A 23,739-nucleotide genomic window follows, 5' to 3' on the forward strand; every position below is an offset into this window, starting at 1 on the left:
CCTGATCATGTCGATAAGCCAGAGGTGCGCCGGCGAGGGTGCACCCCCAGATTCAACCGACCAGTTCATGCACAGTTCCGAAACCCTGTTTCCTAGCCGCTGTTGCGCAAGCCGGCTGCGATCCCATTGATAGACAGGTGAATGCCCTGCACCACCTGCTCGTCCACATCGCCGGAACGGTGGCGCTTCAGGAGTTCGATCTGAAGGTGGTTCAACGGATCGAGATAGGGGAAGCGGTTGCGGATGGAGCGAGCCAGAAGCGGATTGCCGTCGAGCAGCGATTCCTGCTGCATGATGGCCAGCAATTGGCGGATGGATTCCTCCCATTCATGCCGCAGGCGCTGGAAGATGGCGTTGCGCAGGGCCTCGTCCTCGACGAGGTTCGCATAACGGGACGCGATGGCGATGTTGCTCTTGGCCAGCACCATGTCCATGTTCGACAGCAGCGCCTGAAAGAAAGGCCACTCGCGGTACATCTCCTGCAACAGCGCGAGGCCGGTGTCGGGCCTCTTCTCGAGCCAAGCATTCACGGCCGAGCCGAACCCGTACCAGCCCGGCAGCATCAGGCGGCACTGCGCCCAGCCAAAGACCCAGGGGATAGCCCGCAGATCCTCGATGCGCCGGGAGTTCGTGCGCGAGGCCGGCCGGCTGCCGATGTTGAGATTCGCGATCTCCCCAATGACGGTGGATTCCCAGAAATACTGCTCGAAGCCATCCGTTTCGTAGACGAGGGCGCGATAGGCCTCAAAAGCGCTGTTGGAGAGTTCCTCCATGGCCTTCAGGTATTCCTCGCGCGGTGCGGGCTGGCCGGAGTGAAGCAGGGAGGCTTCGAGGGTTGCGGCGGCGAGAATTTCGAGGTTGCGGCGCCCGAGATCGGGGTTCGAGTACTTGCCGGCAATGACCTCGCCCTGCTCCGTGATGCGGATGGCGCCCTGCACGGCGCCGCCAGGCTGCGCAAGGATTGCCTGATAGCTCGGTCCGCCGCCCCGGCCGACGGAACCGCCGCGGCCATGGAACAGACGAAGGGCCACACCGTGACGGTTGAAGACATCGACCAGTCCGATTTCTGCCTTGTAGAGTTCCCAGCCGGAGGTAAGGAAACCGCCATCCTTGTTGCTGTCGGAATAGCCGAGCATCACCTCTTGCGCCTGTCCCCGGCTACGCAGCAATCGCATGTAGTCAGGCAGGGCAAAAAGTGCATCCATCACATGGCTGCAATTGCGCAGATCGGCGATCGTCTCGAAGAGCGGGATGATATTGACGTGCATCTCGCCTTCGCGTGGACGTAGAAGTCCTGCCTCCTTCAGAAGCAGGGCGACCTCCAGAATATCGGATGGATCGCTCGCCTTCGAAATCACATAGTTCGGCACGGCCGCACGGCCATAGCGGCGGTGCGCCTCGGCGGCTTCATGAACGACGGCGAGTTCCGATGACGTTTCAGGCGAATAATCGAGATAGGGCGAAGTCAGAGGCCTTGGTGTCCTGAGTTCCTCCAGAAGAAGCGCGACGCGCTGCTCTTCCGAGAGAGCTTCGTAGCCTGCGCCCGGCATCGCCTTTTCGAACAGCTCCGCCACGACGCGCTGATGCACGTCGGAGTTCTGGCGCATGTCGAGACTTGCGAGATGAATGCCGAACACGTCGACCGCGCGACGCAGCTTGCGCAGACGCCCGCGCGACAGGGAGCCGGATCCGTTCGACAACAGGGAGCGGTGCAGGACCGACAGGTCGCCTCTAAATTCCTCGACATTTGAATAGGCTGGCGCGTTGCCCACGGCATGACGGGCAATATCGCCATGGCCGAGAGCGGCTGCGGTGGCGGCGAGGCGTGCATAGATTCCCGTGATCGCCCGGCGATAGGGCTCGTCCTGACGATGGGGCGATAAATCAGGCGATGCCTTGGCAAGCTCCTGCACCTCATCGGACACATTCACGTAGCGGCCGTCCAGCGACAGTTCCGCCCCGAGGCAATGCAACTCTTCGAGGTAAAAGCCGAGCGCATGCTTGCTCTGAAGCAGCAGAGCTTGGCGCAGGGCTTCCGCCGTCACGAAGGGGTTGCCGTCCCGGTCGCCGCCGATCCAGCTGCCCATGCGAAGGAAAGAGGGAAGTTCAGTGGTTTCCCAAATGGGATCGATGGCTGCCAGCTGATCCTCCAGGAAGGCATAGACCCGCGGCAGCTCCTTGAAGAAGGTATAGTCGTAATAGGATAGGCCGTTATTGACCTCGTCGATCACCTTCAGCCGGTTGCGGCGCAGGATGCTTGTCTGCCACAGGGTCAGGATTGCTTGACGCAAGGATTCCTGGCAGGTGGCTTCCTCTTCCGGCGTCAGACTTTGGCGATCCCTCTGCGCCAAAATCTGCGAAATCTGCATCTCCCGGTCGATGGTGCTCTTGCGGCGCACCTCCGTCGGATGGGCGGTCAGGACTGGACAGACCAAGGCAGACGAGAAGAAGGCTTGCAGGGCTGTTTGGCTGATGCCAGCTTCCTGCACGAGCTTGAGGGCCCGCGCCAGGGTGCCCTCTCGCGGGGCTGGGGCAGTCATGGCGTGGGCACCATTCATCGCATGGGCGCGCGAGCGCCGGACATGGTGCTGGTCCTCGGCGATGTTCGCCAGATGCGAGAAATAGCTGTAGGCGCGGATGATCTGGTTCGTGCGTCCGCGGGACAGACTGTTCAGAATCGTCTCAAGCTCGCGACGAGCCACGTCATCTTCATCGCGGTGGTATCGAATCGAGGTCTGCCGGATGCGCTCCACGATCTCGAAGGCTGCCTCCCCCTCCTGCTCGCGAATCGTATCACCGAGGAGACGCCCCAGGAGGCGGATGTCATCGCGAAGGGGAAAATCCTTCTCAGGCGTGATGTCGGGATTGATCAGGGACATGGGAGGCTCTCGCTTCAGCGCCTTTGCTGCACTGCGAAATAAAACTCTTATCCCAAGCCCGCAAGCGTAATTTTATTTTAAGTCTCGCACTAATTGGCGACAGCCCAGCGACTTGGATCCTCAGTTTGACCGATCAGGGCAAGGCCGTAGGCGATCGATTCGAACTGGTCCGCAGACATCAGGCAGCTCTCGCCGAACCGTTCCACGAACAGGCGCCGGATGGCGGGAACGAAGGACGTGCCGCCCGTGAGGAAGACGCGCTCGATCTGCTCCGGCTTCACGCCAGCCTTGGCAAGCGCCTCATCCACGGTGCCGGCAATCTTCTGAACGTCCTCGGCAATCCAGCTCTCGAACTCGGCACGGGTGATCTGCGCCTGGATGTCGACGCCCTCGCCTTGGAAGCGGAAATCCGTCTCCTCATGGCTTGAGAGCGCCACCTTGGCGGAGGACACGGCGCGGTAGAGGGCAAAGCCCAAATCGTATTCGATGATGTCGATGAATTTCTCGAGCGGTTCGGGATCGAGCGCGGCACGGGCAAGTTCCCGCAGTTCCTTGAGATCGCCGCTGCCCTTCATCATCGCGAGCTGGTTCCAGCGGGCGAAGTTGGCGTAGTAATGGTTCGGGATCGACAGGATTTTGTCCATCGAGCGGTAGAGCCCGCCCTTGCCGAGGCGCGGCGAGACGACCCGGTCGACGACCCGGTAGTCAAACGCATCGCCTGCAAGCCCGATGCCCGCATGGCCGAGGGGCTCGGCCCGCAGCACTCCGCCAGCTTTCGAAAACCGCATGACGGAAAAGTCGCTGGTGCCGCCGCCGAAATCGGCCACGAGCACGGTCGCATCGTGGTCGAGCTGCCGCGCATAGAAGAAGGCAGCACCCACAGGCTCGTAGACATAGCGGGCATGTTCGGCCCCCAAGCGACCGAAGGCAGCACGATAGCGCTGCATGGCGAGATCGTCATCCGGGTTGTAGCCGGCAAACCGGACCGGCCGGCCAATGATCACGTTCCGCGCACCCCAGTCTAGCTGTGAGCCACCATGGCGCGCCAGAGTGCGCAGGAAGGCGCTCAGCAGGTCCTCGAAGCCGTAGCGCTCCCGGAAAATGCGCGTTTCCTTGAAGGTGGCACTCGCCGCGAAAGTCTTGAAGGACTGAATGAACCGGTGAGCATGGAGCCCCTCCAGGAACTGCTCAATGGCCCAGGGACCGCCCTCGACCTCGGTGCGCAGGCCGTTGCCGTGGCGCTCGTCCCAGAAGCAGAGCGCGGTCACATAGACCTTGAGGCTCTCGCCTCCATGCTCGAAGGTCAGCGCCTCCACCTGCCCGTCCGGGCTCGCGATGGCCACAACCGTGTTGCTGGTGCCGAAATCGATGCCGATGGAAAAATCGTTGGAATAGGGCATGAAGACCTCGGGAGCGGGCGAGAAGGGCCGGACGGTCTATACGCCAAGGCTTTCGGAGCCAAGCGAAATCGCCGGAAAAGTGCTTTCCCTATAGGCACTGCGACCCTGGCGCTGTGGACGGGACGTTGACCCGGAGGCGCCCCGCACCGTAGAAGCCGCGCCTCAACCTTTCGGAGACTTTCATGCTATCCATCGGTCAGCGCATTGCGAGCGAACTGAATGTCCAGGAATGGCAGGTCAAGGCCGCCATCGATCTCCTCGACGGCGGTTCGACCGTGCCGTTCATCGCGCGCTACCGCAAGGAAGTCACCGGCACCCTGGACGATACCCAGCTGCGCACCCTGGAGGAGCGCCTGAGCTACCTGCGCGAACTGGAGAGCCGTCGCAAGACGATCCTCGACAGCATCCGCGAGCAGGGCAAGCTGACCGATGAGCTGGCGCTCCAGATCAACACCGCCGACACCAAGGCGAGGCTCGAAGACCTCTACCTGCCCTACAAGCCGAAGCGCCGCACCAAGGCACAGATTGCCAAGGAGGCGGGACTGGAGCCGCTGGCCGACGAGCTCCTGAGCAATCCCATCCACGATCCGAAGGATGCTGCGGCTGCCTTCGTCAATCCGGACAAGGACGTGGCAACTCCGGAGGCAGCTCTCGAAGGCGCCCGCTCTATTCTGGTCGAGCGCTTTGCCGAAAACGCCGAGCTTCTGGGCGCCTTGCGTGACATCTATTGGGAGCGCGGCAGCCTCACCTCCAAGGTGCGTGATGGCAAACAGAATGACGGAGCTAAATTCTCCGACTATTTCGATTTTGCCGAGCCGCTGCCCAAGCTGCCCTCCCACCGCATCCTCGCGCTCTTCCGCGGCGAGAAGGAGGAGATCCTTGACCTGCGCATGGAAGAGGACAAGGACGCTGCCGAGCCCGGTTATGTGAGCCGCTATGAGGGCCGCATCGCACTTGCCTTCGACATCGTCGATCAGGGACGCGCCGGCGACAAGTGGTTGCTCGATACCGTGCGCTGGGCGTGGCGGACGAAGCTGCGCTTCTCCATCGAGCTCGACATGAAGATGAAGCTCTGGCAGCTCGCCGAGGACGAAGCCGTGAAGGTGTTCGCGGGCAACCTGCGTGACCTGCTGCTCGCAGCTCCCGCCGGCGCGCGGCCGACGCTGGGCCTCGATCCGGGCTACCGTACGGGCGTAAAGGTGGCGGTGGTGGATGCCACTGGCAAGGTGGTGGCAACGGATACCATTTACCCGCACGAACCGAAGCGCCAATGGGACGAATCCATCGCCATCTTGGCGCGTCTCTGCCGTGTGCACAAAGTCGAACTCGTCGCCATCGGCAATGGCACCGCCTCGCGCGAGACCGACAAGCTCGCGGCCGAACTGGTGTCGAAGCACCCGGACCTCCAGCTCACCAAGATCATGGTCTCGGAAGCGGGCGCCTCCGTCTATTCCGCCTCCGCCTTTGCTAGCCAGGAACTGCCGGATCTCGACGTTTCCATACGCGGCGCCGTCTCCATCGCCCGCCGCCTGCAGGATCCTCTTGCAGAGCTCGTGAAGATCGACCCGAAATCCATCGGCGTCGGGCAATACCAGCACGATCTTGCCGAGTATAAGCTCTCCCGCTCCCTCGACGCGGTGGTGGAGGATTGCGTAAACGCCGTCGGCGTTGATCTCAACACCGCCTCCGCGCCGCTGCTCGCCCGCGTGTCGGGCCTTGGCGATTGGGTTGCGCAGAACATCGTCACCCACCGCGATGCCAATGGTCCGTTCAAGACCCGCAAGGCCCTGTCCAAGGTCTCGGGTCTCGGGCCAAAGACCTTCGAGCAGGCGGCAGGCTTCCTGCGCATCCCGAATGGCGACGATCCGCTCGATGCCTCCGGCGTTCATCCGGAAGCCTATCCGGTGGTGCGCCGCATTCTGGAAGCTACGAAGAGCGACATCAAGGTCGTGATCGGCAATGGCACTGTCCTGAAGAAGCTCAACCCGCAGAGCTTCACCGACGAGAAGTTCGGCGTGCCGACCGTCAAGGATATCCTGAGCGAGTTGGAGAAGCCCGGCCGCGACCCGCGCCCCGAATTCAAGACCGCTACCTTCATGGAAGGCGTGGAGAAGATCAGCGATCTGAAGCCGGGCATGATGCTGGAAGGCGTCGTGACCAACGTGGCGGCCTTCGGAGCCTTTGTGGATGTTGGCGTGCACCAGGACGGACTCGTCCACATCTCGGCGCTGGCCGACACCTTCGTGAAGGACCCGCGCACCGTCGTGAAACCCGGCGACATCGTGAAGGTAAAGGTGCTTGAGGTCGATATTCCCCGCAAGCGCATCTCGCTCACCATGCGCATGAGCGATCCGTCAGAAAAGCGGGCGGCCGGACGGCAAGACGACAACCGGGGAGCCTTCCAGAAGCACCGGGCTCAAGCGGAAAGAAAGCCCGCGGCACAAGCCCCCTCCTCTGGCGGCGCTTTGGCGGATGCTCTGCGCCGGGCGTCAGTGGCTGGCGGCAAGGACAAGGGCAGCCGGAAGTGACTTCAACAGGGGTGGCTTGTGGCCGCCCCTGAACTGTTCTAGAAGCAAAGCGTCTCACGGGGAGCCTCATACGAGGCTGAGAGGTGGCCAGGCCGCCGACCCGTCGAACCTGATCCGGGTCATGCCGGCGGAGGGAATGAGCATGCGACATCGCCATCAAAGCCATGCCCCGTGCAATTTGCGCCGCCTGTCCGGCCTGCCTCTTGCATGGGAGCGCCCTTAAGATGTTACGCCGACTGCTTCTCACCCTTGTTTCGCTCGGGCTCGCCACCAGTCTTGCCCAGGCGCAGACCAAGCCAATGCTCACCGTCTACACCTACAGCTCGTTTGCCGGGAAATACGGCCCCGCCAAGACCATCGAGGAACGCTTCGAGGCGACCTGCAACTGCGATCTCACCTGGGTCACGGCCGAGGACGCGGGCAGCCTGCTCGGTCGGCTGCGTCTCGAAGGCCAGAACACCAAGGCCGATGCGGTCGTGGGCCTCGACATGAACCTCGTGGCGGAAGCCAAATCCCTCAACCTCTTCGCTCCGCATGGCGCCGAGGTGAAGGACTTGTCGCTGCCCATCGAATGGAAGGATGACACCTTCATCCCGTTCGACTGGGGCTACTACGCGTTCGTGTACGATTCCAACAAGCTGCGTAACCCGCCCAAGAGCCTAAGGGAATTGGTCGACAATCCCAACGGACCCAAGGTGGTGCTGCAGGATCCCCGCACCAGCGCGCCTGGCCTCGGCCTCCTTCTCTGGATGCAGAAGGTCTATGGCGACAAGGCCGACGAGGCCTGGGGCAAGCTGAAGCCCCGCATCGTCACCTTCACCAAGGGCTGGTCGGAAGCCTATGGCCTCTTCATGAAGGGTGAGGCCGACATGGTGATGTCCTACACCACGTCTCCCGCCTATCACATCGTCGCGGAGAAGAAGGATAACTACAAGGCTGCCGCCTTCACCGAAGGGCATTACCTTCATGTCGAACTCGCCGGCATGACGCGAACCACAAAGCAGCCGGAGCTTGCGAAGAAGTTCATGGCCTTCATCCTGAGCGAAGGGTTCCAGACGGCGATCCCGGAGACCAACTGGATGTATCCGGCCAAGAACCCGCCCTCCGGCACGCCTGAAGCTCTCAAGGGAATGATCCAGCCGAGCCAGGCGCTTCTCTTCACACCCGAGGAGGTGCAGCAGAACCGCCGCACCTTCACCGATGCCTGGCTCAACGCCACGGCGCGCTGATCGCCGATGCTGACCTTGAGGCTGCCCCATCCCGGAACCCTGGTGGCTTTCGCCATCCTTGGGCTGGTTGCGGGCGGCTTCATCGCGCTTGCCACATTCGATGGAGGAGCGCCGACGCTTTTCTCCATCGGCCCTTACCTCGGTCGCGTGCTCGCCTTCTCGATCATCCAGGCGACGCTCTCGACCGTATTTTCGCTTGCCCTCGGCATCGGATTGGCGCTTGCGCTTGTGCGCCGCTCATTCCCGGGCCGGAGCATCGTTCTGGCGGCCTTGAGTACCACGATGGCGATGCCGACCATCGTGGCAGTTTTCGCGGTTTTCGCCGTGTATGGCCGCAGCGGCTGGCTCTCCGAAGGACTCGTCTTCCTCGGATGGCCGGGCGGCATCAGCATCTTCGGCTACCCGGGCATTCTCATCGCTCATGTGTTCCTGAACGCTCCCTTCGTGGCGCGGATCACGCTGGACGGCTTGAACCAGATTCCCGCCGAACACTGGCGTCTCGCCACCGCCTTCGGGTTTACGCCAGCGCAGATCTTTCGCCACCTCGACTGGCCCATGCTGCGCGCAGAGCTGCCCGGCATCGCAGGCCTCATCTTTCTCATGTGCTTCAAGAGCTTTGCCATCGTGCTGGCCCTCGGAGGAGGTCCGAGCCGTTCCACTCTCGAAGTGGCGATCTACGAGGCTCTCAAGATCGACCTCGACTTCGGCCGCGTCGCCTGGCTGGCGCTGATCCAGCTCGTGATCTGTCTGTCGATGACGGCGCTGTTGCACTGGGCCTTCACGCGACCGCCCGTCGGACACACCGTCCGCAGCCTCGTCCGCCGGCCCGATGCCAATGCCCACAGCCTGAAGATCCTGGACGCCATTGTGCTCGCAATCGCAACCCTGTTCATCGCGCCGCTCGCCCTCAGCGTCCTGACAGGGCTTCGCAACATTCCCGACATTCTAGAAGCGGATCTTCTTCAAGCCTTCATTACGAGCATGGCTATCGCCGCTACAGCAGCTGTGATCGCCTGCATTCTGGCGCTCGCGCTCGCCTCCGCAGCACGGCGCAGGCGTCTTGTCCTTCGTTCGCCCCGCATCGCGGCCTTCTATGATTTTCTGCCCGATACTCTTCTCGCCGTTCCTCCCTTTGCGCTCACGGCGGGTCTCTTCCTGCTGATCCAGCGTTTTGGCGATCCATCCTCCGCCGGTCTCATCCTCCTGCCGCTCATCAACGGGCTAGCTGCCGTACCCTTCGCTTACCGCTTCGTCGCACCGCATTTGCTCACCGTCGAGGAACGCTACGGCCGGGTGGCGGCCTCGCTGGGCGTCACCGGATGGGCGAAGCTGACGATCATGGATTGGCCCGTGCTCAAGCGCCCACTCGCGGCAGGCTTCGCCCTCGCCATGGCCCTGTCATTCGGCGATTTTGGCATCATCGCACTTTTCGGCGGCACTGAACTGGTGACACTGCCATACCTTCTCTACGAGCGCCTCGGCGCCTACCGATTGGATGAAGCCTCAGCCATAGGTCTCGTCATCGTTCTCGTCGCCTTCCTTCTCGCTCACGTTTCAGGTCGCCTGTCCCATGCTGGTCATTGAGAACTGCCGTCTGACCTGGTCCGATTTCGTGGCCGACTACTCGCTGACGGTGAAGGCGGGACATTTGTGCGCCGTCATCGGCCCATCAGGCGGCGGCAAGACTACCCTGCTCCACATGATCGCAGGCTTCGAGACGCCGGAGAGCGGTACTTTGACCTTCGCTGGCCAGAACCTGCTGCCGCTCGCGCCGGCCAAGCGACCTGTCGCTATCGTGTTCCAGGATCACAACCTGTTCCCGCACCTGAACGTCACGCAGAACGTCGGCCTTGGAATACGGCCCTCGCTGCATCTGACCGAGAATGAAAAGCAACTCATTGCGCAAACCTTGGAGGCCGTCGGCCTTGAAGGCTTCGACATCCGCAAGCCGGGCGAGATGTCGGGAGGGCAGCGCCAGCGCGTGGCGCTCGCCCGTGCCCTGGTTTCGGGCCGCCCGCTGATCCTGCTCGACGAGCCCTTCAGCAGCCTGGATCCTACCTTGCGCCGGGACATGATTCTTCTCGTCGACGAGATGCGGCGCAAACGCCCCGTCACCATCCTCATGACGATCCACACCCCTGAGGATGCCGCCGACGTGGCCGATCAGATGGCCTTCGTTGCTGATGGCAAGGTCGTAGCTTCAGGTCGACCCACCGAGATTCTCAATAGCGCACTGGCGCCGAGGATCGCGGCAGCCGTCTCGAACTCATAGAGGCTGCGCCTCAGAAGCGCTCGGGCAGAACCGACAGGCCTGCCGCGTCGAAGACGTGGAGCGCACGGGTCGGCACATGGGCCGTATAGGTGCCGCCCGGGCTTGCCTCGGTCTCGCCGGGCGCGCGGACAATCACATCGTCACCACTGGCCAAGCGCATGTAGACATAGCTCGACTCACCCAATTGCTCCACGGCGTCGATGGTACCCCTGAGGGATGTGGAATCCGCCCCCCCCACTTCCATGTGCTCGGGCCGGATGCCCACCGTCACATGGTCGCCGGGCTTCACACCGTCAGGCCTAACATCCAGGGTAGCCTCGGTGCCGGCGAAGGCGATGATGGCCTGCCCTTCGCTGACCCGAAGAACCTGTCCCTTGATGAAGTTCATGCGTGGCGAGCCGATGAAGCCCGCAACGAACAGGTTGCGGGGAGAGCGATAAAGCTCCAGCGGCGCTCCGACCTGCTCGATCCGGCCCTGGTTCAGCACTACGATCTTGGAAGCCAGCGTCATGGCCTCGACCTGATCGTGGGTGACGTAGATCATGGTGGCGCCGAGATCCCGGTGGAGCTTGGCGATCTCGAGGCGGGTGTTGACGCGCAAGGCCGCATCGAGGTTCGACAAAGGTTCGTCGAAGAGAAAGACGCTGGGGTTGCGCACGATGGCGCGTCCGATGGCGACGCGCTGCCTCTGGCCGCCGGAGAGTTCCCGTGGCTTGCGGTCGAGAAGCGGGGTGAGCTTCAGGATTTCGGCCGCCTGCCGCACCCGACGGTCCGCCTCCGCCTTGTCAGTCTTGGCAAATTTCAGCCCGAAGGCCATATTCTTGTAGACATTCATATGCGGGTAGAGCGCATAGGACTGGAACACCATGGCGATCTTGCGATCCGCCGGCGGCAGCTCATTGACCCGCTGACTGCCGATCCGGATCTCGCCGCCGCTCACCGTCTCAAGACCCGCGATGATGCGCAGCAAGGTGGACTTGCCGCAGCCGGACGGACCAACGAAGACGACGAACTCGCCATCATCCACGGAGAGATTTATATCCCGAAGGATCTCGGTGGCCCCGAAGGATTTGGCAACTCCGTGGAGGGAGACATCAGCCATTGCGGTCAATTCCTGGAAGGGGCTGTCACTTCACGGCGCCGGCGGTCAGGCCACGCACGAGATAGCGGGAGAAGAGAAGGTAGAGGACGAGGACCGGCGCAATCGCCAGCGTCAGAGAAGCAAGCACTGCATTCCAGTCGGTCACGTACTGACCAATGAACTGCTGCACACCAAGCGTAATCGTCTGCTTGCCGTCGCCGGGCGCCAGAATCAGCGGAAACCAGAGGTCGTTCCAGACCGGCACCATGGTGAACACGGCGACAGTCGCGATGGCCGGGCTGATCAGCGGCAGGATGATGCTGAAGAAAATCCGGTACTCACTGACTCCGTCGCAGCGGGCGGCATCACGCAGATCCTTCGGGATCTGCTGGATGAACTCGCCGAGGATCAGGATCGCGAGCGGCAGGCCCTGCGCCACATAGACGAGAATGAGCGCGGTGAGGGTGTTGACGAGATTCAGCTCCACCATCATGCGCAGGATGCTGACACTGCCCAGCCGGATCGGCACCATGATGCCGATGGCAAGGTAAAGGCTGAGTAGGGTGTTGCCGCGAAAGCGATATTCCGTAAGCGCCCAGGCCGCCATGGCCCCGATGAGCACGATGAGCACCAGGGACACGACCGTGACAGTCAGGCTGTTGAAGAAGTAGAGGCCGAAATCGGAATTGGCGAAAACCCGGTCGAAGCCGATGGTCGTCCATGTCTGGCCGTTCGGAAGGCCGAGCGGGTCGGCGAAGATCGCCCGCCGGGTCTTGAAGGCGTTGATCAGGATCAGAAAGATCGGGCCGAGCGCCAGGACCGTATAGAGGATGAGGGCAATGTGGACAGCGATGCGGCCGGGCCTGATGGTCATGTCCCGGGTCTCCTTAGAAGGTATGCCGCTGCAGCCGCCGCTGCACGCCGAACAGGTAGATCAGCACCCCGATCAGGATGATGACCAGCATGGCGGTCGCCACCGCCGCGCCCATAGTCGGGCTGCCGACCTGAAGCTGGAAGCCGAAGAAAGTGCGATAGAAGAAGGTGCCGAGAATGTCGGTGGAGAAGTTCGGGCCCGCCAGCGCGCCCTTGATGGCGTAGATCAGGTCGAAGGCGTTGAAGTTGGCGACAAACGTGAGAATCGACACGACACCGAGCGTCGGCAAAATGAGCGGGAGGCGCACGAACCAGAACACACTGAACGGCCCTGCCCCGTCCACCGTCGCGGCATCGAGGAGATCGTCGGGAATGTTCAGAAGGGCCGCATAGATCAGCATCATCGGGATGCCGACGAACTGCCACACCGAGATGAGCGAAACTGTCAGCAGGGCGGTCGATTCCTGCCCCAGCCACGGGCCGAAAAAGCCACCGAGCCCCACCATCTTCAACAGGCTCGGCGCGATGCCCCAGAGCGGGTTCAGCATCAGCTGCCAGATGAAGCCGATGATGACCACCGACAGCATGGTCGGCAGGAAGATCAGCGTTCGGTAGACGCTACCACCGGTGAGCCGCGGCAGGCTGAGCAGCATGGCGAGGCCAAGACCGATGCCGTTCTGCACCACCATGTGGATGGCGAAGAAGATCAGGTTGTTGCGGAAAGCGTTCCAGAACTGGACCGACCAGTTGGGATCCGTCAGGAGCGTGTAGAAGTTCTGGAGGCCAACGAAGCTGCGCACGCCCGTCTCATCGCCGGCATAAAGGCTCAGGCGGATGGTATCGATCAACGGATAGATCGAGAACAGCGTGTAGATTGCCAGCGCCGGTGCGAGGAAGACCGCAATGTGAAGCGGAAAACGCGAACGGGCCGGTACCGCATCCGCCGCCTGCACGCTGGGGGCCGTGAGATCCGTCATGCTGCTCCGGACTGATGGAGAAAAGGAGGCGGGCTGCCCGCTCGGGGCAACCCGCCTGACACTGTCAGAGGTTACTTCTTGTGCGGCTCATACCAGCTGGCAAGCCCGTCCTCGGCCTTCTTGGCCGCTTCTTCGGGCTTCATGGCGCCGTTCATCACCTGCGCACTCACGTTCCAGAGCTCGTTCTCGAGATTTGGCGTGCCGCGCGACAGGATCTGGTAGGAATTGCGGATCGAGCTCTCGCAGGTGCCGCGCCAGCCGACGAACTTGGCCGCCACCGGGTCCTTCACGTCCACCTTCGCCTTGGAGAGCGGGAAGAAGCCCGGCAGCTCATTGGCGTAAATTTCGGCGAATTCAGGCGATGCCACCCATGACAGGAAGGTCTTGGCGGCTTCCATGTTCTGCGACTTGGCGTTGATGCCGATGGCGATGTCCGTATGATCGCTGATGTAGCACTTGTCGCCGGCATTCACCACGGGCGGCGCGAAGGCGTCGAACTCGAAATCGGCCTGCTTGCGGAAGATCGGCACGTCCCAGGAGCCGGCCGGGTAGATGGCCGCGCGGCCCAGGGTGAACAGGTTCTGCGTATCCGGATATTTCTGCGCCTTGTAGCCGTCGCCCATATAGGGAGCCCAGCTCGCCAGTTCCTTGAACGCGTCCACATAGGGCTTGTCGGTGAACTTCTGCTTGCCCTCGATGAGCGCCTTGCGGCCCTCCTCGCCCTTCCAGTAGTTCACGCCGATGTTCTGGAAGCCCATGGTCGCGGCTTCCCACTGGTCGGCCGTGCCCATCGCGATGGGGGTGTACTTGCCGTCGGCCTTGATCTTGTCGAGCACCGCGTGGAACTCGGCCACGGTCTTGGGCGGCGCGAGCTTCAGCTCGTCGAAGATTTCCTTATTGTAGACGAAGCCGTGGATCACCGAGGCCATCGGCATGCAGAAGGTGGTCTTGCCGTCGTCCGTGGACCAGGCGCTCTTCGCCACGTCCGAGAAATTCTCCAATCCCTTCACGTCGTTGACGGAGACGAGGTTGCCCTTCTTGAACAGGTCGAGAGATGCATCGAAAGGACGACAGGTGATGAGATCGCCTGCGGTTCCGCCGGCGAGGCGGGCATTGAGAGCGGCGTTGTACTCGGTCGGCGGATCGGCCTTGAACTGCACCTTGATATTCGGGTGCTTCTTGTTGAAGGCTGGAATGATCTTGGTGTTCCACACATCCGCATCGTCATTGCGCCAGCTCTCGATGGTGAGAGTCTGGGCCGAGGCGGCATTGGCGAAAGCCAGAGCGGCCGCGACGACGGATGCCGTTGCCAGCAGCTGTCCCGCACGGCGCCGGAAAGCCTTCGAATGGAGCGTCTTCATCGTTTTCGTCCTCCGTAGCCCAAAGCGGCGTCAAAGCGCGACTTCGAGCATGTTCCCTTTTGTTGCCCCGTGCCCATTATGTGCATTCTTGTGCCTCCCAGCGGGCAGCCATGACTGTTTCACTGGTCGATGCGTTGGACAAGTGACCTCATATTGGTATCGACAAAATTCAAAGACAACTCCCCTTCGGCTGGATCCTCTGGAAATCACAAGCTTCCGTCCGCGCTCTCGCGAATCTGCATCCACAGGACAGGCCCGCAAGGCTCCCGGCAACACGCTCTCTGCCCCTTCCCGAACTGGACATTAAGTGGCATTGTGCCGTCCCGTTATTCGTATTCTGAGATCCATCCACGCATGACCGACCTCCTGTTCCTTGGCATTGATGGCGGCGGTACCAAGTGCCGGGCCCGTCTGCGCAATGCTCAAGGCGATCTGCTGGGGGAGGGAACGGGCGGCCCATCCAATATCCGCCTCGACCCGGAGTTGGTCTGGACCTCGATTCTCACGGCCTGCCGCGAAGCCCTGTCCCAGGCAGGGCTTCAGGAGCGCGATCTCGGCCGAATTCATGCCGGCATGGGGGCAGCCGGTGCGGGCCAGACCAGCGCGGTCGAGCGCCTGCTGGCGCGCGCCCATCCCTTTGCATCCTTTGAAATCGAAACCGATGCCCATACCGCCTGGCTCGGCGCCTTCAATGGAGGCGACGGGGCGATTCTCATCGTCGGCACCGGCTCCTGCGGCTATGGCGGCGTGAGCAGCCAATGCCACTATGTCGGCGGCTGGGGCTATGAGGTTTCAGACGAAGGCAGCGGTGCCGCCATCGGGCGGGAACTCCTGCGCCGCTGCATCTGGGCCCATGACGGTCGCACACCGTCGACCCCGCTCTCGGATGCCGTTTTGGCCGAGTTCAAGAACGATCTGGAGATCCTGGTCGACTGGGTCGGCAAAGCCCGACCGAGCGACTACGGGCGCTATGCGCCGCTCGTCCTCGACTATACGGAGCGGCGGGACCCGCTCGCCATCGACCTTGTTGCAAACGCTGCCGCCGGCTTGGGACTGATCGCCACGCGCCTCCTCGACCTTGGCGCTCCGGCCATCTGCCTGTTCGGTGGCCTTGCCGAGCCCATGCGCCCCTGGCTGCCGCCTCCTGTCCAGCGCACCATTGCGGCTCCCATGGCCGATGCTGTCGACGGCGCCATCCTGCTCGCTCGCATGGCCATATCAGGGAGGACGCCATGAACGATCAAGCCGGCGAGGTCCTGTCGCTTCTTCCCCTGAATGAGGCGAATCCCACGCCTCTCTACCTTCAGCTGCAGCAATCCATCGAGGAGGCGGTGCGCAAGGGCGATCTCAAGGCGGACGCCGCATTGCCCGGAGAGCGTGACCTCGCCAAGCAGCTTGGGATCTCGCGCGTCACCGTTCGCAAGGCCATCACGGGCCTCGTGCAGAAGGGCGTGCTCGTCCAGCGCTGGGGCTCGGGCACCTTCATCGCGCAGCAGATGCGGCTGGAGCAGCCCCTGTCCCGCCTGTCGAGTTTCACCGACGACATGTCGGCCCGCGGCCTGAAATCCTCCGCCGTGATGCTGAGCCAGTCGACCGGACAGGCTTCGACGGACGAGCTGATGGCGCTCGGGCTCTCGCCCGGCGATCGGGTGAGCCGCGTCAATCGTCTGCGCATGGCGAACGGCGTGCCCATGGCCATCGAGAACGCCGTGATTCCGTCGCGCGTTCTGCCGGATCCATCCTTGGTGCAGCAATCCCTCTATGCCGTGCTGCACGAGAAGGGCTTCATGCCGACGAGGGCCCTGCAGCGGCTCCACGCGGTTCTCCTGAACGAGGAACAGGCCTCGCTCCTCGGCGTTCCGCCCCAGAGCCCTGCGCTCTATATCGAGCGGCGCTCCTTCACGGCTGCCGGTGAAGTGGTCGAGTTCACCTCGTCCTACTACCGGGGCGATGCCTATGATTTCGTGGCCGAGCTGACCATCGGCCAGCCGGAACGGATGCACAATGATGACACTTGAGACGAACAGCGCTGTTTCCACCGTCACGGCCATGCTGCGCGAAGCGCAGGAGGCCCCGCAGGTAGTAGCATCCCTGCTCGACAGCAACGCGCCCCTCTGCCGGGAGCTGGGCAAGCGTTTGCGCGCCTCTCCTCCTCCCTTTGCTGTAACCTGCGCACGGGGCAGCTCGGACAATGCGGCGACCTTCGTCAAATACCTGCTCGAGATCCATTCCGGCCTGGTGACCGCCTCCGTCGGCCCGTCGGTGACCTCGGTCTACGAGGCACGGCCGCGCATGCGCGGTGCGCTTTTTCTCGCCGTATCGCAATCGGGCCGCAGCCCCGACATTCTCAATCTCGCCCAGGCCGGGCGGGACGACGGCGCGCTGACGGTTGCGCTGGTGAACGACACCTCCTCGCCGCTGGCCTCCACCTGCGAAGTGGTGCTGCCGCTCCACGCAGGACCCGAGAAGAGCGTGGCTGCCACGAAGTCCTTCATCGCCGCGCTGGCAGCAGGCCTTCAGCTCGTCGCCCACTGGTCGCAGGATCAAGACCTGCTGAATGCGCTCGACACTCTGCCGGATGTTCTTGCTAAGGCCTCCGCCGTCGACTGGTCGCCTGCGCTGCCGCTTCTGTCCGATGCTGACAACCTCTTCGTCGTCGGACGCGGCGTCGGATTTGCGGTAGCGCAGGAAGCAGCCCTCAAGCTCAAGGAGACATCAGGCGTTCACGCGGAGGCCATGAGCGCCGCCGAGCTGATGCACGGCCCCTGGACCCTGGCTGGGGACCACTTCCCGATTCTGGTATTGAGCCAGCAGGACGAGACCCTGAGCGGCGTCAACGATCTCGTGACGAAGCTGAACGAACAGGGTGTTCCCGTCGTGGTCGCAGGCGCGGCAGAGGGCCCTGCCGCCGTCATGCTGCCGCCCGTCGAGGACGTACATCCCTATCTTGCCCCGATTGCTCTCATTCAGAGCTTCTATCCCCTTGTGAATGCCGTGGCGCTGGCCCGTGGGCGCAATCCCGACAACCCACCGCGGCTGCGCAAGGTGACGGAGACAGTCTGATGGCCGTTGCCCTGACCGGCGCCCGCATTTTCGACGGGTCGCACATGCTTGACGGCCGCGCTGTCGTCATCGAGAGCGGCCGCATCGCCGCCGTGCCGCATGAGCGGGATCTTGGCACCGGAGTCGAACGCCGAGCGGTGAGCGGCCTGCTGGCCCCCGGCTTCATCGACGTTCAGGTCAATGGCGGCGGCGGTGTCCTCTACAACGACGTGCGCTCTGTGGAGGGCATCAGGAGTATCGCTCAGGCGCACCGCGCCTACGGCACCACGGGCCTCCTGCCGACCTTTATCACCGATACCCGCGAAACGATGGCGGAAGCGATCGAGGCCATGCGAGACGCCCTGGCGGCCCGCGTTCCAGGCGTTCTCGGCATCCATGTGGAAGGTCCCTTCATCAGCCCCGAGCGCAAGGGCGTGCACAATGCTGCCTTCATGCGTCCGATGGAGGAAGCAGACATCGCCATCCTGACCTCCCTCAAGGAGGGCCGCACCCTGGTGACGCTGGCACCCGAGCGCAACAGCATGGATTCCATCGCGCGCCTTGCTGCGGCCGGCGTAATGATCTGCGCCGGGCATACGGCGAGCGACTACGCCACCGTCATCGAAGCCACCCGCCACGGCCTGCGCGGCTTCACGCATCTGTTCAACGCCATGCCGCCGCTGGCTGGACGCGATCCTGGTCCCGTGGGTGCCGCCCTCGACAGCCGGGATACCTGGTGCGGCCTCATCGTGGACGGGCACCATGTGAGCGATGCCGCCTTGCGCGTGGCAATTGCCGCCAAAGGCACGGAACGAATGATGCTCGTGACCGATGCCATGTCGGTGACCGGCACGGACCTCACGAGCTTCGAACTGCACGGGCGCACGATCTACCGCAAGGACGGCCGGCTCACCACGGAGGACGGAACGCTTGCCGGTTCCGATCTCGACATGGCTAGCGCCGTGCGCAACAGCGTCGAGCTCTTAGGGCTTGCCCTGCCGGACGTTCTGAGGATGGCGTCTCTCGTGCCGGCAAGCTTCTTGCGCCTCGATCATGAACTCGGCCGTATTGCGCCGGGCTACCGCGCGGATCTCGTCCTTCTCGACGAGAGCCTTCAGGTGCGGCAAACTTGGATCGACGGTCAAAGCGAATAAGGGGAAACTTCGATGAGCGCGCAGCGGGTTCTGGTCGTCGGTCTCGGCAATATGGGCCTTTCCCATGCCCTCGCCTATACCCGGATCGAAGGCTACGAGATTGCGGGCCTCTGTACGCGCAATATCGACACGATGGAACTTCCAGAGTCTCTGCAGGGCGCTCCGCGCTTCACGGGCTTCGAGGAAGCACTTGCAGCGACCAAGCCGGACGTGGTGTCGATCAACACTTGGTCGGACACCCATGCGCCTTATGCGATCAGGGCCATGGAGGCGGGCGCCCATGTGTTCGTGGAAAAGCCCCTCGCCGATACGGTCGAGGATGCGCAGCGCGTGGTGGACACCGCGCAGCGCACCGGGCGTAAGCTCGTCATCGGCTATATCCTTCGCCACCACCCGTCCTGGATCAAGTTCATCGAAATCGCCAGGACTCTCGGCACCCCGCACGTCTTCCGCATGAACCTGAACCAGCAATCGAGCGGAGCCGCCTGGGACGCGCATAAGCGGCTTCTGCAATCCCTCTCGCCCATCGTCGATTGCGGCGTGCATTATGTCGACGTGATGTGCCAGATCACGAAGGCGAAACCCGTGCAGGTCCATGGCGTCGGCACGCGCCTGACGGAGGACATGCCGGCCGGCATGTACAATTACGGCCACCTCCACGTGACTTTCGACGACGGCTCCGTCGGCTGGTACGAGGCCGGCTGGGGCCCGATGATGAGCGAGACGGCCTATTTCGTGAAGGATGTGATCGGCCCGAAGGGCAGCGTCAGCATTGTCATGGCCGAGACGGTCGGCGACATCCGCTCCGACGATATCAACGCGCACACGAAGACCAACCAGATCCTGCTCCACCATGCGGCCTTGAAGGACGACGGCACTTTCGCCAAAACCGACGAGCGGATCAGCACTACGGATGAGCCGGACCACGACGAACTCTGCGAGCGCGAGCAGCGCTACCTCCTGCGGGCGATCCAGGAGGATATTGACCTGACCGACCACATGAACGATGCCGTCCGTTCCCTACGCATCGTGCTCGCCGCCGACGAGGCGGTGCGCACGGGCCGGGTGGTGACGCTCTAAAGCGTCACCCTTTTACATAGAATACGAAGCTCCGGCTCCTGCCGGCGAACTCCCGGTCGTATTCCCGGTCCACCTTCCAACCATGGCGCTCGTAAAACCGGCGGGCTCCATGGTTGTCGCGGAAGCATTCGAGGCTTCTTGCGCCTTGCTGCTCCGCTGCCTCCAGGAGAAGCGATCCGCCGCCCCTGCTACTTACCATAGGATCCATGAACAGCATGTCGATATGGCCATCGGTCATGAGCAGGAAGCCTACGGGCCTTTCGCCTGAACACGCGACCAGCATGCGCTCCCATGATGATGTGAAACGCTTGGCAAAGAAGGCCCCATCGCGGCTCGCAAGAATGTCCGCTTCCAAGATCTTTGCAAAGGCGGCGCGATAGGATCCTTCGGCGATGATAGCCAGAGCCGGTACGTCATCCGCTCCGGCGGGACGTACGATCACGGCTGCCCCCTCAGACGTGGATCGAGGGTATCGCGCAAGGCGTCGCCTAAGAGATTGAAGCCGAAGGACAGGAACAGGATGGCGAAGCCCGCGAAGATCGCGCTCCACGGGGAAAGCATCAGGAAGTTGCGGCCCTCCGAGAGCATCAGGCCGAGCGACGGCGTAGGAGGCTGAGTGCCAAGGCCGAGGAACGAGAGCGAGGCTTCCACCAGGATCGCGGCGGATAACAGCAGGCTCGTCTGGACCAGGATTACGGAGGCGAGGTTCGGCAGGATGTGCAGGAAGATGATGCGCGAATCCGACGCCCCGATGGCGCGAGCACCGGCCACGTATTCGCTCTCGCACAGCACCAGCGCCGGACCGCGCAGGAGTCGGGCGAAAATCGGCGTGTAGACCACCGCGATGGCGGCGGCCGCGCTGTAGGTGTGCGGCCCCAGCACCGCGATGATGCCGATGGCGAGCAGCATGACCGGGAAGGCGAAGAGCACATCCATGATGCGCATGATGATACGGTCGAGCCAGCCGCGGTAATAGGCGGCCACGAGCCCAAGGGTGCCTCCGGCGAGAAGCGCGACCCCAACTGCGAGCAGGCAGGCAATGAGCGAGGTGCGATAGCCATAGAGGATGCGGGTGAGCACATCGCGGCCGAGTTGGTCGGTGCCGAACCAGTTCAGCTCGGTCGGCGCCCGCAAACGCCGTGCCACGCTCTGCGCCATGGGATCGTAGGGAGCGAACAACGGTGCCCCGAGGGCGAGGACGATCTGGATTGCCACCAAAACGACCGCGAAGGTGAGGAGCTTGTTCCTGGCCAGACGCTGCACGGCTCTAAGCCCTCACGCGGGGGTCGACGACGATGTAGAGAAGGTCGACGAGGAAGTTCACGAGCACGAAGCCAGCGGTGACCACCAGGATGGTCGCCTGGATCAGCGGATAATTGCGCTCGGCAATGGCTCCGAGGATGAGACGGCCGAGGCCCGGGATGGCAAAGACCTGCTCGACCACGATGGCGCCACCAAGCAAATAGCCCGTCATGATGCCGACACTGGTGAGGAACGGGATCAGCGCGTTGCGCAGGGCATGCTTGTAGACGACCTTGCGTTCGGCCAAGCCCTTGGCACGCGCCGTGCGGACATAGTCCTGCCCCAGCGCATCGAGCATGGCCGAGCGTACGAGGCGTGAGAGATTGGCGAGGATCGGCAGCGCCAGGGCGATGGCCGGCAGCGTCATTCGCTGCAGATTGCCGATAGGGTCCTCGGAGAACGGCACATAGCCGAGAGACGCAAAGCCCGGCGCCCAGCTGGCGAGAAGCAGGATCAGAACGATCCCGAGCCAGAAAGAAGGAATGGTCAGGCCGGCGATCGCAGTCACCCGCATCAGCACATCGGCTGCGCCGCCGCGGGTCTGTGCCATCGCACAACCGACAGGCACCGCCAGCACGGCACCGATGACAAGCGCCAGGAAAGTGAGTTCCAGCGTCGGCCACAGGTGCAGAAGGATTTCGCCAGCCACGGGCCGGCCCGTCCAGAGCGAGGTGCCGAAATCGCCGCGCAGCGCAGCGGCGGCCCAGATCAGGTACTGCTCGACGATGGGACGGTCGAGGCCGACGCGGCGGTTGAGTTCCGCCATGCGCTCGGGCGTGATCTCGGTATTCGCTCCGAGCATGATCGCAACCGCGTCACCCGGGATCAGGCGGATCATCAGGAAGACGATGACGGACACGCCGAACAGGACGAAGGCAAGATCGATGAGACGGGCGAGCAGAACGCGATTCATACAGAGGGCTCTCAGAAAAATGCCCTGGCGCCGCATTTGCAGCGCCAGGGCGATCGTCGGCTCTTAATAGGAGGCGTTGCGCAGCAGCATGAGCGAGCGGTTCGGCATCACATCGTAGCCCTGCAGCTTGCTGTTCATGGCTGAGAACAGCGTACCGTAGGTCAGGTGCGCGACAGGGCCGGAGCAGGCGAGCTTCTGCTGCACCTTGTCATAGGCCGTTTTGCGGGCCGCCTGATCCTGCTGGCTGCGCGCCTGATCGAGCAGGCCGTCGATCTCCGTGTCCGAATACTTGAACACGTTGGTCGAGCCGCCGGTGCGGAAGGTCCGGTAGAAATACTCGTCCGGATCCGGCTGGCCGGCATTGATCGAGGCGAACATGTCGAAGTTGCTGTTGCGCCAGTCCTGGATGAACTGGCCCTGCTCCTGGTTGACCAGTTCCACCTTGAAACCCGCCTTGTTCAGCTGCTCCTGTACCACCTGGGCAATGTCCTTCACGTCCTGGCGCGGCAGGACCTTCAGGGTCACGGCCACCGGCGTCGCGACGCCTGCCTCCTTCAGGAGCGCCTGGGCTTTCGCCGGATCGGGCTTGTAGCAGGCGAACTGGTTCACATTGAGCGCCCAGGATTTCAGGGCCGGCGACAACGGTCCACCGGGAACGCCGGCACCGAAGAGAGCCGCATCAACGATCTCCTGGCGGTTGATGGCATAATTCACCGCCTCGCGTACCTTCGCATTGTCGAAGGGCGGCTTCGACACGTTCATGCCGACGAGCGTGTAAGACAGGTCCATGGTCTCGGCGAGCTTCACGTTCGGCTTGCCCTTGAGCTGCAAGGCGGTCGCGGCATCAATGTTGGGTAGCAGCGCGTATTGCCCGTTGCTCAGGCCGACCTGACGGGTAGCCGATTCAGGCACGATGTTGAACTTGAGCCCGGCAAGCTTCGGCAGGCCCTTTTCCCAATAGGCATCGTTCTTGGTGAGCAGGATAAAGCCGTTGGGCTGCCATTCCTGGAACTTGAACGGCCCTGTGCCGACCGGGGTCTTCTGTAAGGCGTCCTTGTTCGCCTCCATAGCGCTCGGCACAATGGCGATGGTGGCAAGCGATGACAGAAGGGCTGCGGACGGCTCCTTCAGTTTCAGTTCAACGGTCTGGGCGTCGACCGCGTTGGCGCTTTCCACTGCCGCCAAGCGGCTTGCCAAAGGCGAAGCGATGTCCTTGCTCTGGACGCGCTTGATGGAGGCGACCACGTCCTCCGCGTTCATGTCGGAGCCGTCGTGGAATTTGACGCCTGAGCGCAGCTTGAAGGTATAGCTTTTGCCGTCCGGCGCTGCGGTCCAGGATTCGGCGAGGCCCGGGATGGTCTTCAGATCCTTGTCGATGGCCGTGAGGCCTTCATAGATGTTGCCGTTCACCACCATGAAGCTCGGGAATGCGGTGATGAGATGCGGATCAAGGCCTGTCGGGCTTGCATCCGCGCCGATCTCCAAAACCTGAGCCGAGGCGGAGGCCATCGCCGCCACCATGAAACCTGCGCCGAGCGCGCCGCGCAGTGCTGACCTGACCATACGTCTGTTCCTCCCTTGGAAGCCGCAAAGCAATTTATAGGACATCGCTGCGGACCTGTCATGGTCCAATATCATACCACTCTAG

Annotated in this window: 19 protein-coding genes and 1 riboswitch; of the genes, 9 read left to right on the plus strand and 10 right to left on the minus strand. The window is 62.8% G+C overall.

Features of this window, described 5'->3' with window-relative positions; genetic code table 11:
• Positions 1-92: 92 nt before the first annotated feature.
• Together ppc and I2H36_RS07845 are read right to left on the minus strand one after the other, a co-directional pair.
• Entirely contained in the window at positions 93-2,879 is a 2,787-nt protein-coding gene (gene ppc / locus I2H36_RS07840; protein ID WP_196263336.1) for a phosphoenolpyruvate carboxylase, read from the minus strand.
• Positions 2,880-2,968: 89 nt separating this feature from the next.
• On the minus strand, positions 2,969-4,279 hold the full coding sequence (locus I2H36_RS07845) for an Hsp70 family protein (protein ID WP_196263337.1): 1,311 nt from the start codon (positions 4,277-4,279) through the stop codon (positions 2,969-2,971).
• Between the two features lie 182 nt (positions 4,280-4,461).
• Here I2H36_RS07845 and I2H36_RS07850 point away from each other — a divergent pair, with 182 nt between their 5' ends.
• From I2H36_RS07850 to I2H36_RS07865, 4 genes are all read left to right on the plus strand, one after another.
• Positions 4,462-6,807: a Tex family protein gene (locus I2H36_RS07850; RefSeq protein ID WP_196263338.1), complete on the plus strand. Its 2,346-nt coding sequence runs from the start codon at positions 4,462-4,464 to the stop codon at positions 6,805-6,807.
• Positions 6,808-6,854: 47 nt separating this feature from the next.
• Positions 6,855-6,961: riboswitch (TPP riboswitch) on the plus strand.
• A gap of 70 nt (positions 6,962-7,031) precedes the next feature.
• Positions 7,032-8,036, plus strand: coding sequence for a thiamine ABC transporter substrate binding subunit (gene thiB / locus I2H36_RS07855; RefSeq protein ID WP_196263339.1), 1,005 nt, complete (start codon positions 7,032-7,034; stop codon positions 8,034-8,036).
• Between the two features lie 6 nt (positions 8,037-8,042).
• Positions 8,043-9,620, plus strand: a complete 1,578-nt coding sequence (locus I2H36_RS07860; protein WP_196263340.1) for an ABC transporter permease subunit — start codon at positions 8,043-8,045, stop codon at positions 9,618-9,620.
• On the plus strand, positions 9,607-10,308 hold the full coding sequence (locus tag I2H36_RS07865; protein ID WP_196263341.1) for a thiamine ABC transporter ATP-binding protein: 702 nt from the start codon (positions 9,607-9,609) through the stop codon (positions 10,306-10,308). Before I2H36_RS07860 ends, I2H36_RS07865 begins: the two co-directional genes overlap by 14 nt.
• Before the next feature lie 10 nt (positions 10,309-10,318).
• On the opposite strand, the gene I2H36_RS07870 is transcribed toward I2H36_RS07865, so the two are convergent.
• From I2H36_RS07870 to I2H36_RS07885, 4 genes are all read right to left on the minus strand, one after another.
• Positions 10,319-11,410, minus strand: coding sequence for an ABC transporter ATP-binding protein (locus I2H36_RS07870; protein WP_196263342.1), 1,092 nt, complete (start codon positions 11,408-11,410; stop codon positions 10,319-10,321).
• Between the two features lie 25 nt (positions 11,411-11,435).
• Complete coding sequence (locus I2H36_RS07875; protein ID WP_196263343.1) at positions 11,436-12,263, minus strand: carbohydrate ABC transporter permease; 828 nt, start codon at positions 12,261-12,263, stop codon at positions 11,436-11,438.
• 13 nt (positions 12,264-12,276) lie between these two features.
• Complete coding sequence (locus I2H36_RS07880; RefSeq protein ID WP_196263344.1) at positions 12,277-13,239, minus strand: carbohydrate ABC transporter permease; 963 nt, start codon at positions 13,237-13,239, stop codon at positions 12,277-12,279.
• Positions 13,240-13,310: 71 nt separating this feature from the next.
• A complete protein-coding gene (locus I2H36_RS07885) occupies positions 13,311-14,600 on the minus strand; it encodes an ABC transporter substrate-binding protein (RefSeq protein WP_196263345.1) in 1,290 nt (429 codons plus the stop codon).
• Between the two features lie 354 nt (positions 14,601-14,954).
• Between I2H36_RS07885 and I2H36_RS07890 the strand changes: the two genes are divergently transcribed.
• The 5 genes from I2H36_RS07890 to I2H36_RS07910 are packed head-to-tail and all read left to right on the plus strand — an operon-like array spanning position 14,955 to position 19,876.
• Entirely contained in the window at positions 14,955-15,836 is an 882-nt protein-coding gene (locus tag I2H36_RS07890) for a glucosamine kinase nucleotide-binding domain-containing protein (RefSeq protein WP_196263346.1), read from the plus strand.
• Positions 15,833-16,618: a GntR family transcriptional regulator gene (locus I2H36_RS07895; RefSeq protein ID WP_196263347.1), complete on the plus strand. Its 786-nt coding sequence runs from the start codon at positions 15,833-15,835 to the stop codon at positions 16,616-16,618. The genes I2H36_RS07890 and I2H36_RS07895 overlap by 4 nt, the downstream gene beginning before the upstream one ends.
• A complete protein-coding gene (locus I2H36_RS07900; protein WP_196263348.1) occupies positions 16,605-17,663 on the plus strand; it encodes an SIS domain-containing protein in 1,059 nt (352 codons plus the stop codon). The genes I2H36_RS07895 and I2H36_RS07900 overlap by 14 nt, the downstream gene beginning before the upstream one ends.
• Positions 17,663-18,796 carry an N-acetylglucosamine-6-phosphate deacetylase gene (nagA, locus tag I2H36_RS07905; RefSeq protein ID WP_196263349.1) on the plus strand — a complete coding sequence of 378 codons (1,134 nt, stop codon included), beginning with the start codon at positions 17,663-17,665 and terminating at the stop codon, positions 18,794-18,796. Before I2H36_RS07900 ends, nagA begins: the two co-directional genes overlap by 1 nt.
• Positions 18,797-18,808: 12 nt before the next feature.
• Complete coding sequence (locus I2H36_RS07910; protein ID WP_196263350.1) at positions 18,809-19,876, plus strand: Gfo/Idh/MocA family oxidoreductase; 1,068 nt, start codon at positions 18,809-18,811, stop codon at positions 19,874-19,876.
• 4 nt (positions 19,877-19,880) lie between these two features.
• On the opposite strand, the gene I2H36_RS19985 is transcribed toward I2H36_RS07910, so the two are convergent.
• The 4 genes from I2H36_RS19985 to I2H36_RS07930 form a co-directional block, all read right to left on the minus strand.
• On the minus strand, positions 19,881-20,318 hold the full coding sequence (locus I2H36_RS19985; protein ID WP_196263351.1) for a GNAT family N-acetyltransferase: 438 nt from the start codon (positions 20,316-20,318) through the stop codon (positions 19,881-19,883).
• Positions 20,315-21,139 carry an ABC transporter permease subunit gene (locus I2H36_RS07920; protein WP_196263352.1) on the minus strand — a complete coding sequence of 275 codons (825 nt, stop codon included), beginning with the start codon at positions 21,137-21,139 and terminating at the stop codon, positions 20,315-20,317. Before I2H36_RS07920 ends, I2H36_RS19985 begins: the two co-directional genes overlap by 4 nt.
• A 4-nt stretch (positions 21,140-21,143) precedes the next feature.
• Complete coding sequence (locus tag I2H36_RS07925) at positions 21,144-22,091, minus strand: ABC transporter permease (protein WP_196263353.1); 948 nt, start codon at positions 22,089-22,091, stop codon at positions 21,144-21,146.
• A 63-nt stretch (positions 22,092-22,154) separates the two neighbouring features.
• Complete coding sequence (locus tag I2H36_RS07930) at positions 22,155-23,654, minus strand: ABC transporter substrate-binding protein (RefSeq protein ID WP_196263354.1); 1,500 nt, start codon at positions 23,652-23,654, stop codon at positions 22,155-22,157.
• Positions 23,655-23,739 lie beyond the last annotated feature (85 nt).

The organism is Microvirga terrestris, from assembly GCF_015694425.1.
In the GTDB taxonomy this organism is placed as follows: Bacteria; Pseudomonadota; Alphaproteobacteria; order Rhizobiales; family Beijerinckiaceae; genus Microvirga; species Microvirga terrestris.

Excerpts from the sequence above, each read along its gene's own strand:
- I2H36_RS07900 (WP_196263348.1), top strand. The coding sequence starts at position 16,605 with ATGATGACACTTGAGACGAACAGCGCTGTTTCCACCGTCACGGCCATG.
- I2H36_RS07885 (WP_196263345.1), bottom strand. The coding sequence starts at position 14,600 with ATGAAGACGCTCCATTCGAAGGCTTTCCGGCGCCGTGCGGGACAGCTG.
- thiB (WP_196263339.1), top strand. The coding sequence starts at position 7,032 with ATGTTACGCCGACTGCTTCTCACCCTTGTTTCGCTCGGGCTCGCCACC.
- I2H36_RS07895 (WP_196263347.1), top strand. The coding sequence starts at position 15,833 with ATGAACGATCAAGCCGGCGAGGTCCTGTCGCTTCTTCCCCTGAATGAG.
- I2H36_RS07865 (WP_196263341.1), top strand. The coding sequence starts at position 9,607 with ATGCTGGTCATTGAGAACTGCCGTCTGACCTGGTCCGATTTCGTGGCC.
- I2H36_RS07845 (WP_196263337.1), bottom strand. The coding sequence starts at position 4,279 with ATGCCCTATTCCAACGATTTTTCCATCGGCATCGATTTCGGCACCAGC.
- I2H36_RS07875 (WP_196263343.1), bottom strand. The coding sequence starts at position 12,263 with ATGACCATCAGGCCCGGCCGCATCGCTGTCCACATTGCCCTCATCCTC.
- I2H36_RS07930 (WP_196263354.1), bottom strand. The coding sequence starts at position 23,654 with ATGGTCAGGTCAGCACTGCGCGGCGCGCTCGGCGCAGGTTTCATGGTG.
- ppc (WP_196263336.1), bottom strand. The coding sequence starts at position 2,879 with ATGTCCCTGATCAATCCCGACATCACGCCTGAGAAGGATTTTCCCCTT.
- I2H36_RS07925 (WP_196263353.1), bottom strand. The coding sequence starts at position 22,091 with ATGAATCGCGTTCTGCTCGCCCGTCTCATCGATCTTGCCTTCGTCCTG.
- I2H36_RS07850 (WP_196263338.1), top strand. The coding sequence starts at position 4,462 with ATGCTATCCATCGGTCAGCGCATTGCGAGCGAACTGAATGTCCAGGAA.
- I2H36_RS07870 (WP_196263342.1), bottom strand. The coding sequence starts at position 11,410 with ATGGCTGATGTCTCCCTCCACGGAGTTGCCAAATCCTTCGGGGCCACC.
- I2H36_RS07880 (WP_196263344.1), bottom strand. The coding sequence starts at position 13,239 with ATGACGGATCTCACGGCCCCCAGCGTGCAGGCGGCGGATGCGGTACCG.
- I2H36_RS07860 (WP_196263340.1), top strand. The coding sequence starts at position 8,043 with ATGCTGACCTTGAGGCTGCCCCATCCCGGAACCCTGGTGGCTTTCGCC.
- I2H36_RS07890 (WP_196263346.1), top strand. The coding sequence starts at position 14,955 with ATGACCGACCTCCTGTTCCTTGGCATTGATGGCGGCGGTACCAAGTGC.
- I2H36_RS07910 (WP_196263350.1), top strand. The coding sequence starts at position 18,809 with ATGAGCGCGCAGCGGGTTCTGGTCGTCGGTCTCGGCAATATGGGCCTT.
- nagA (WP_196263349.1), top strand. The coding sequence starts at position 17,663 with ATGGCCGTTGCCCTGACCGGCGCCCGCATTTTCGACGGGTCGCACATG.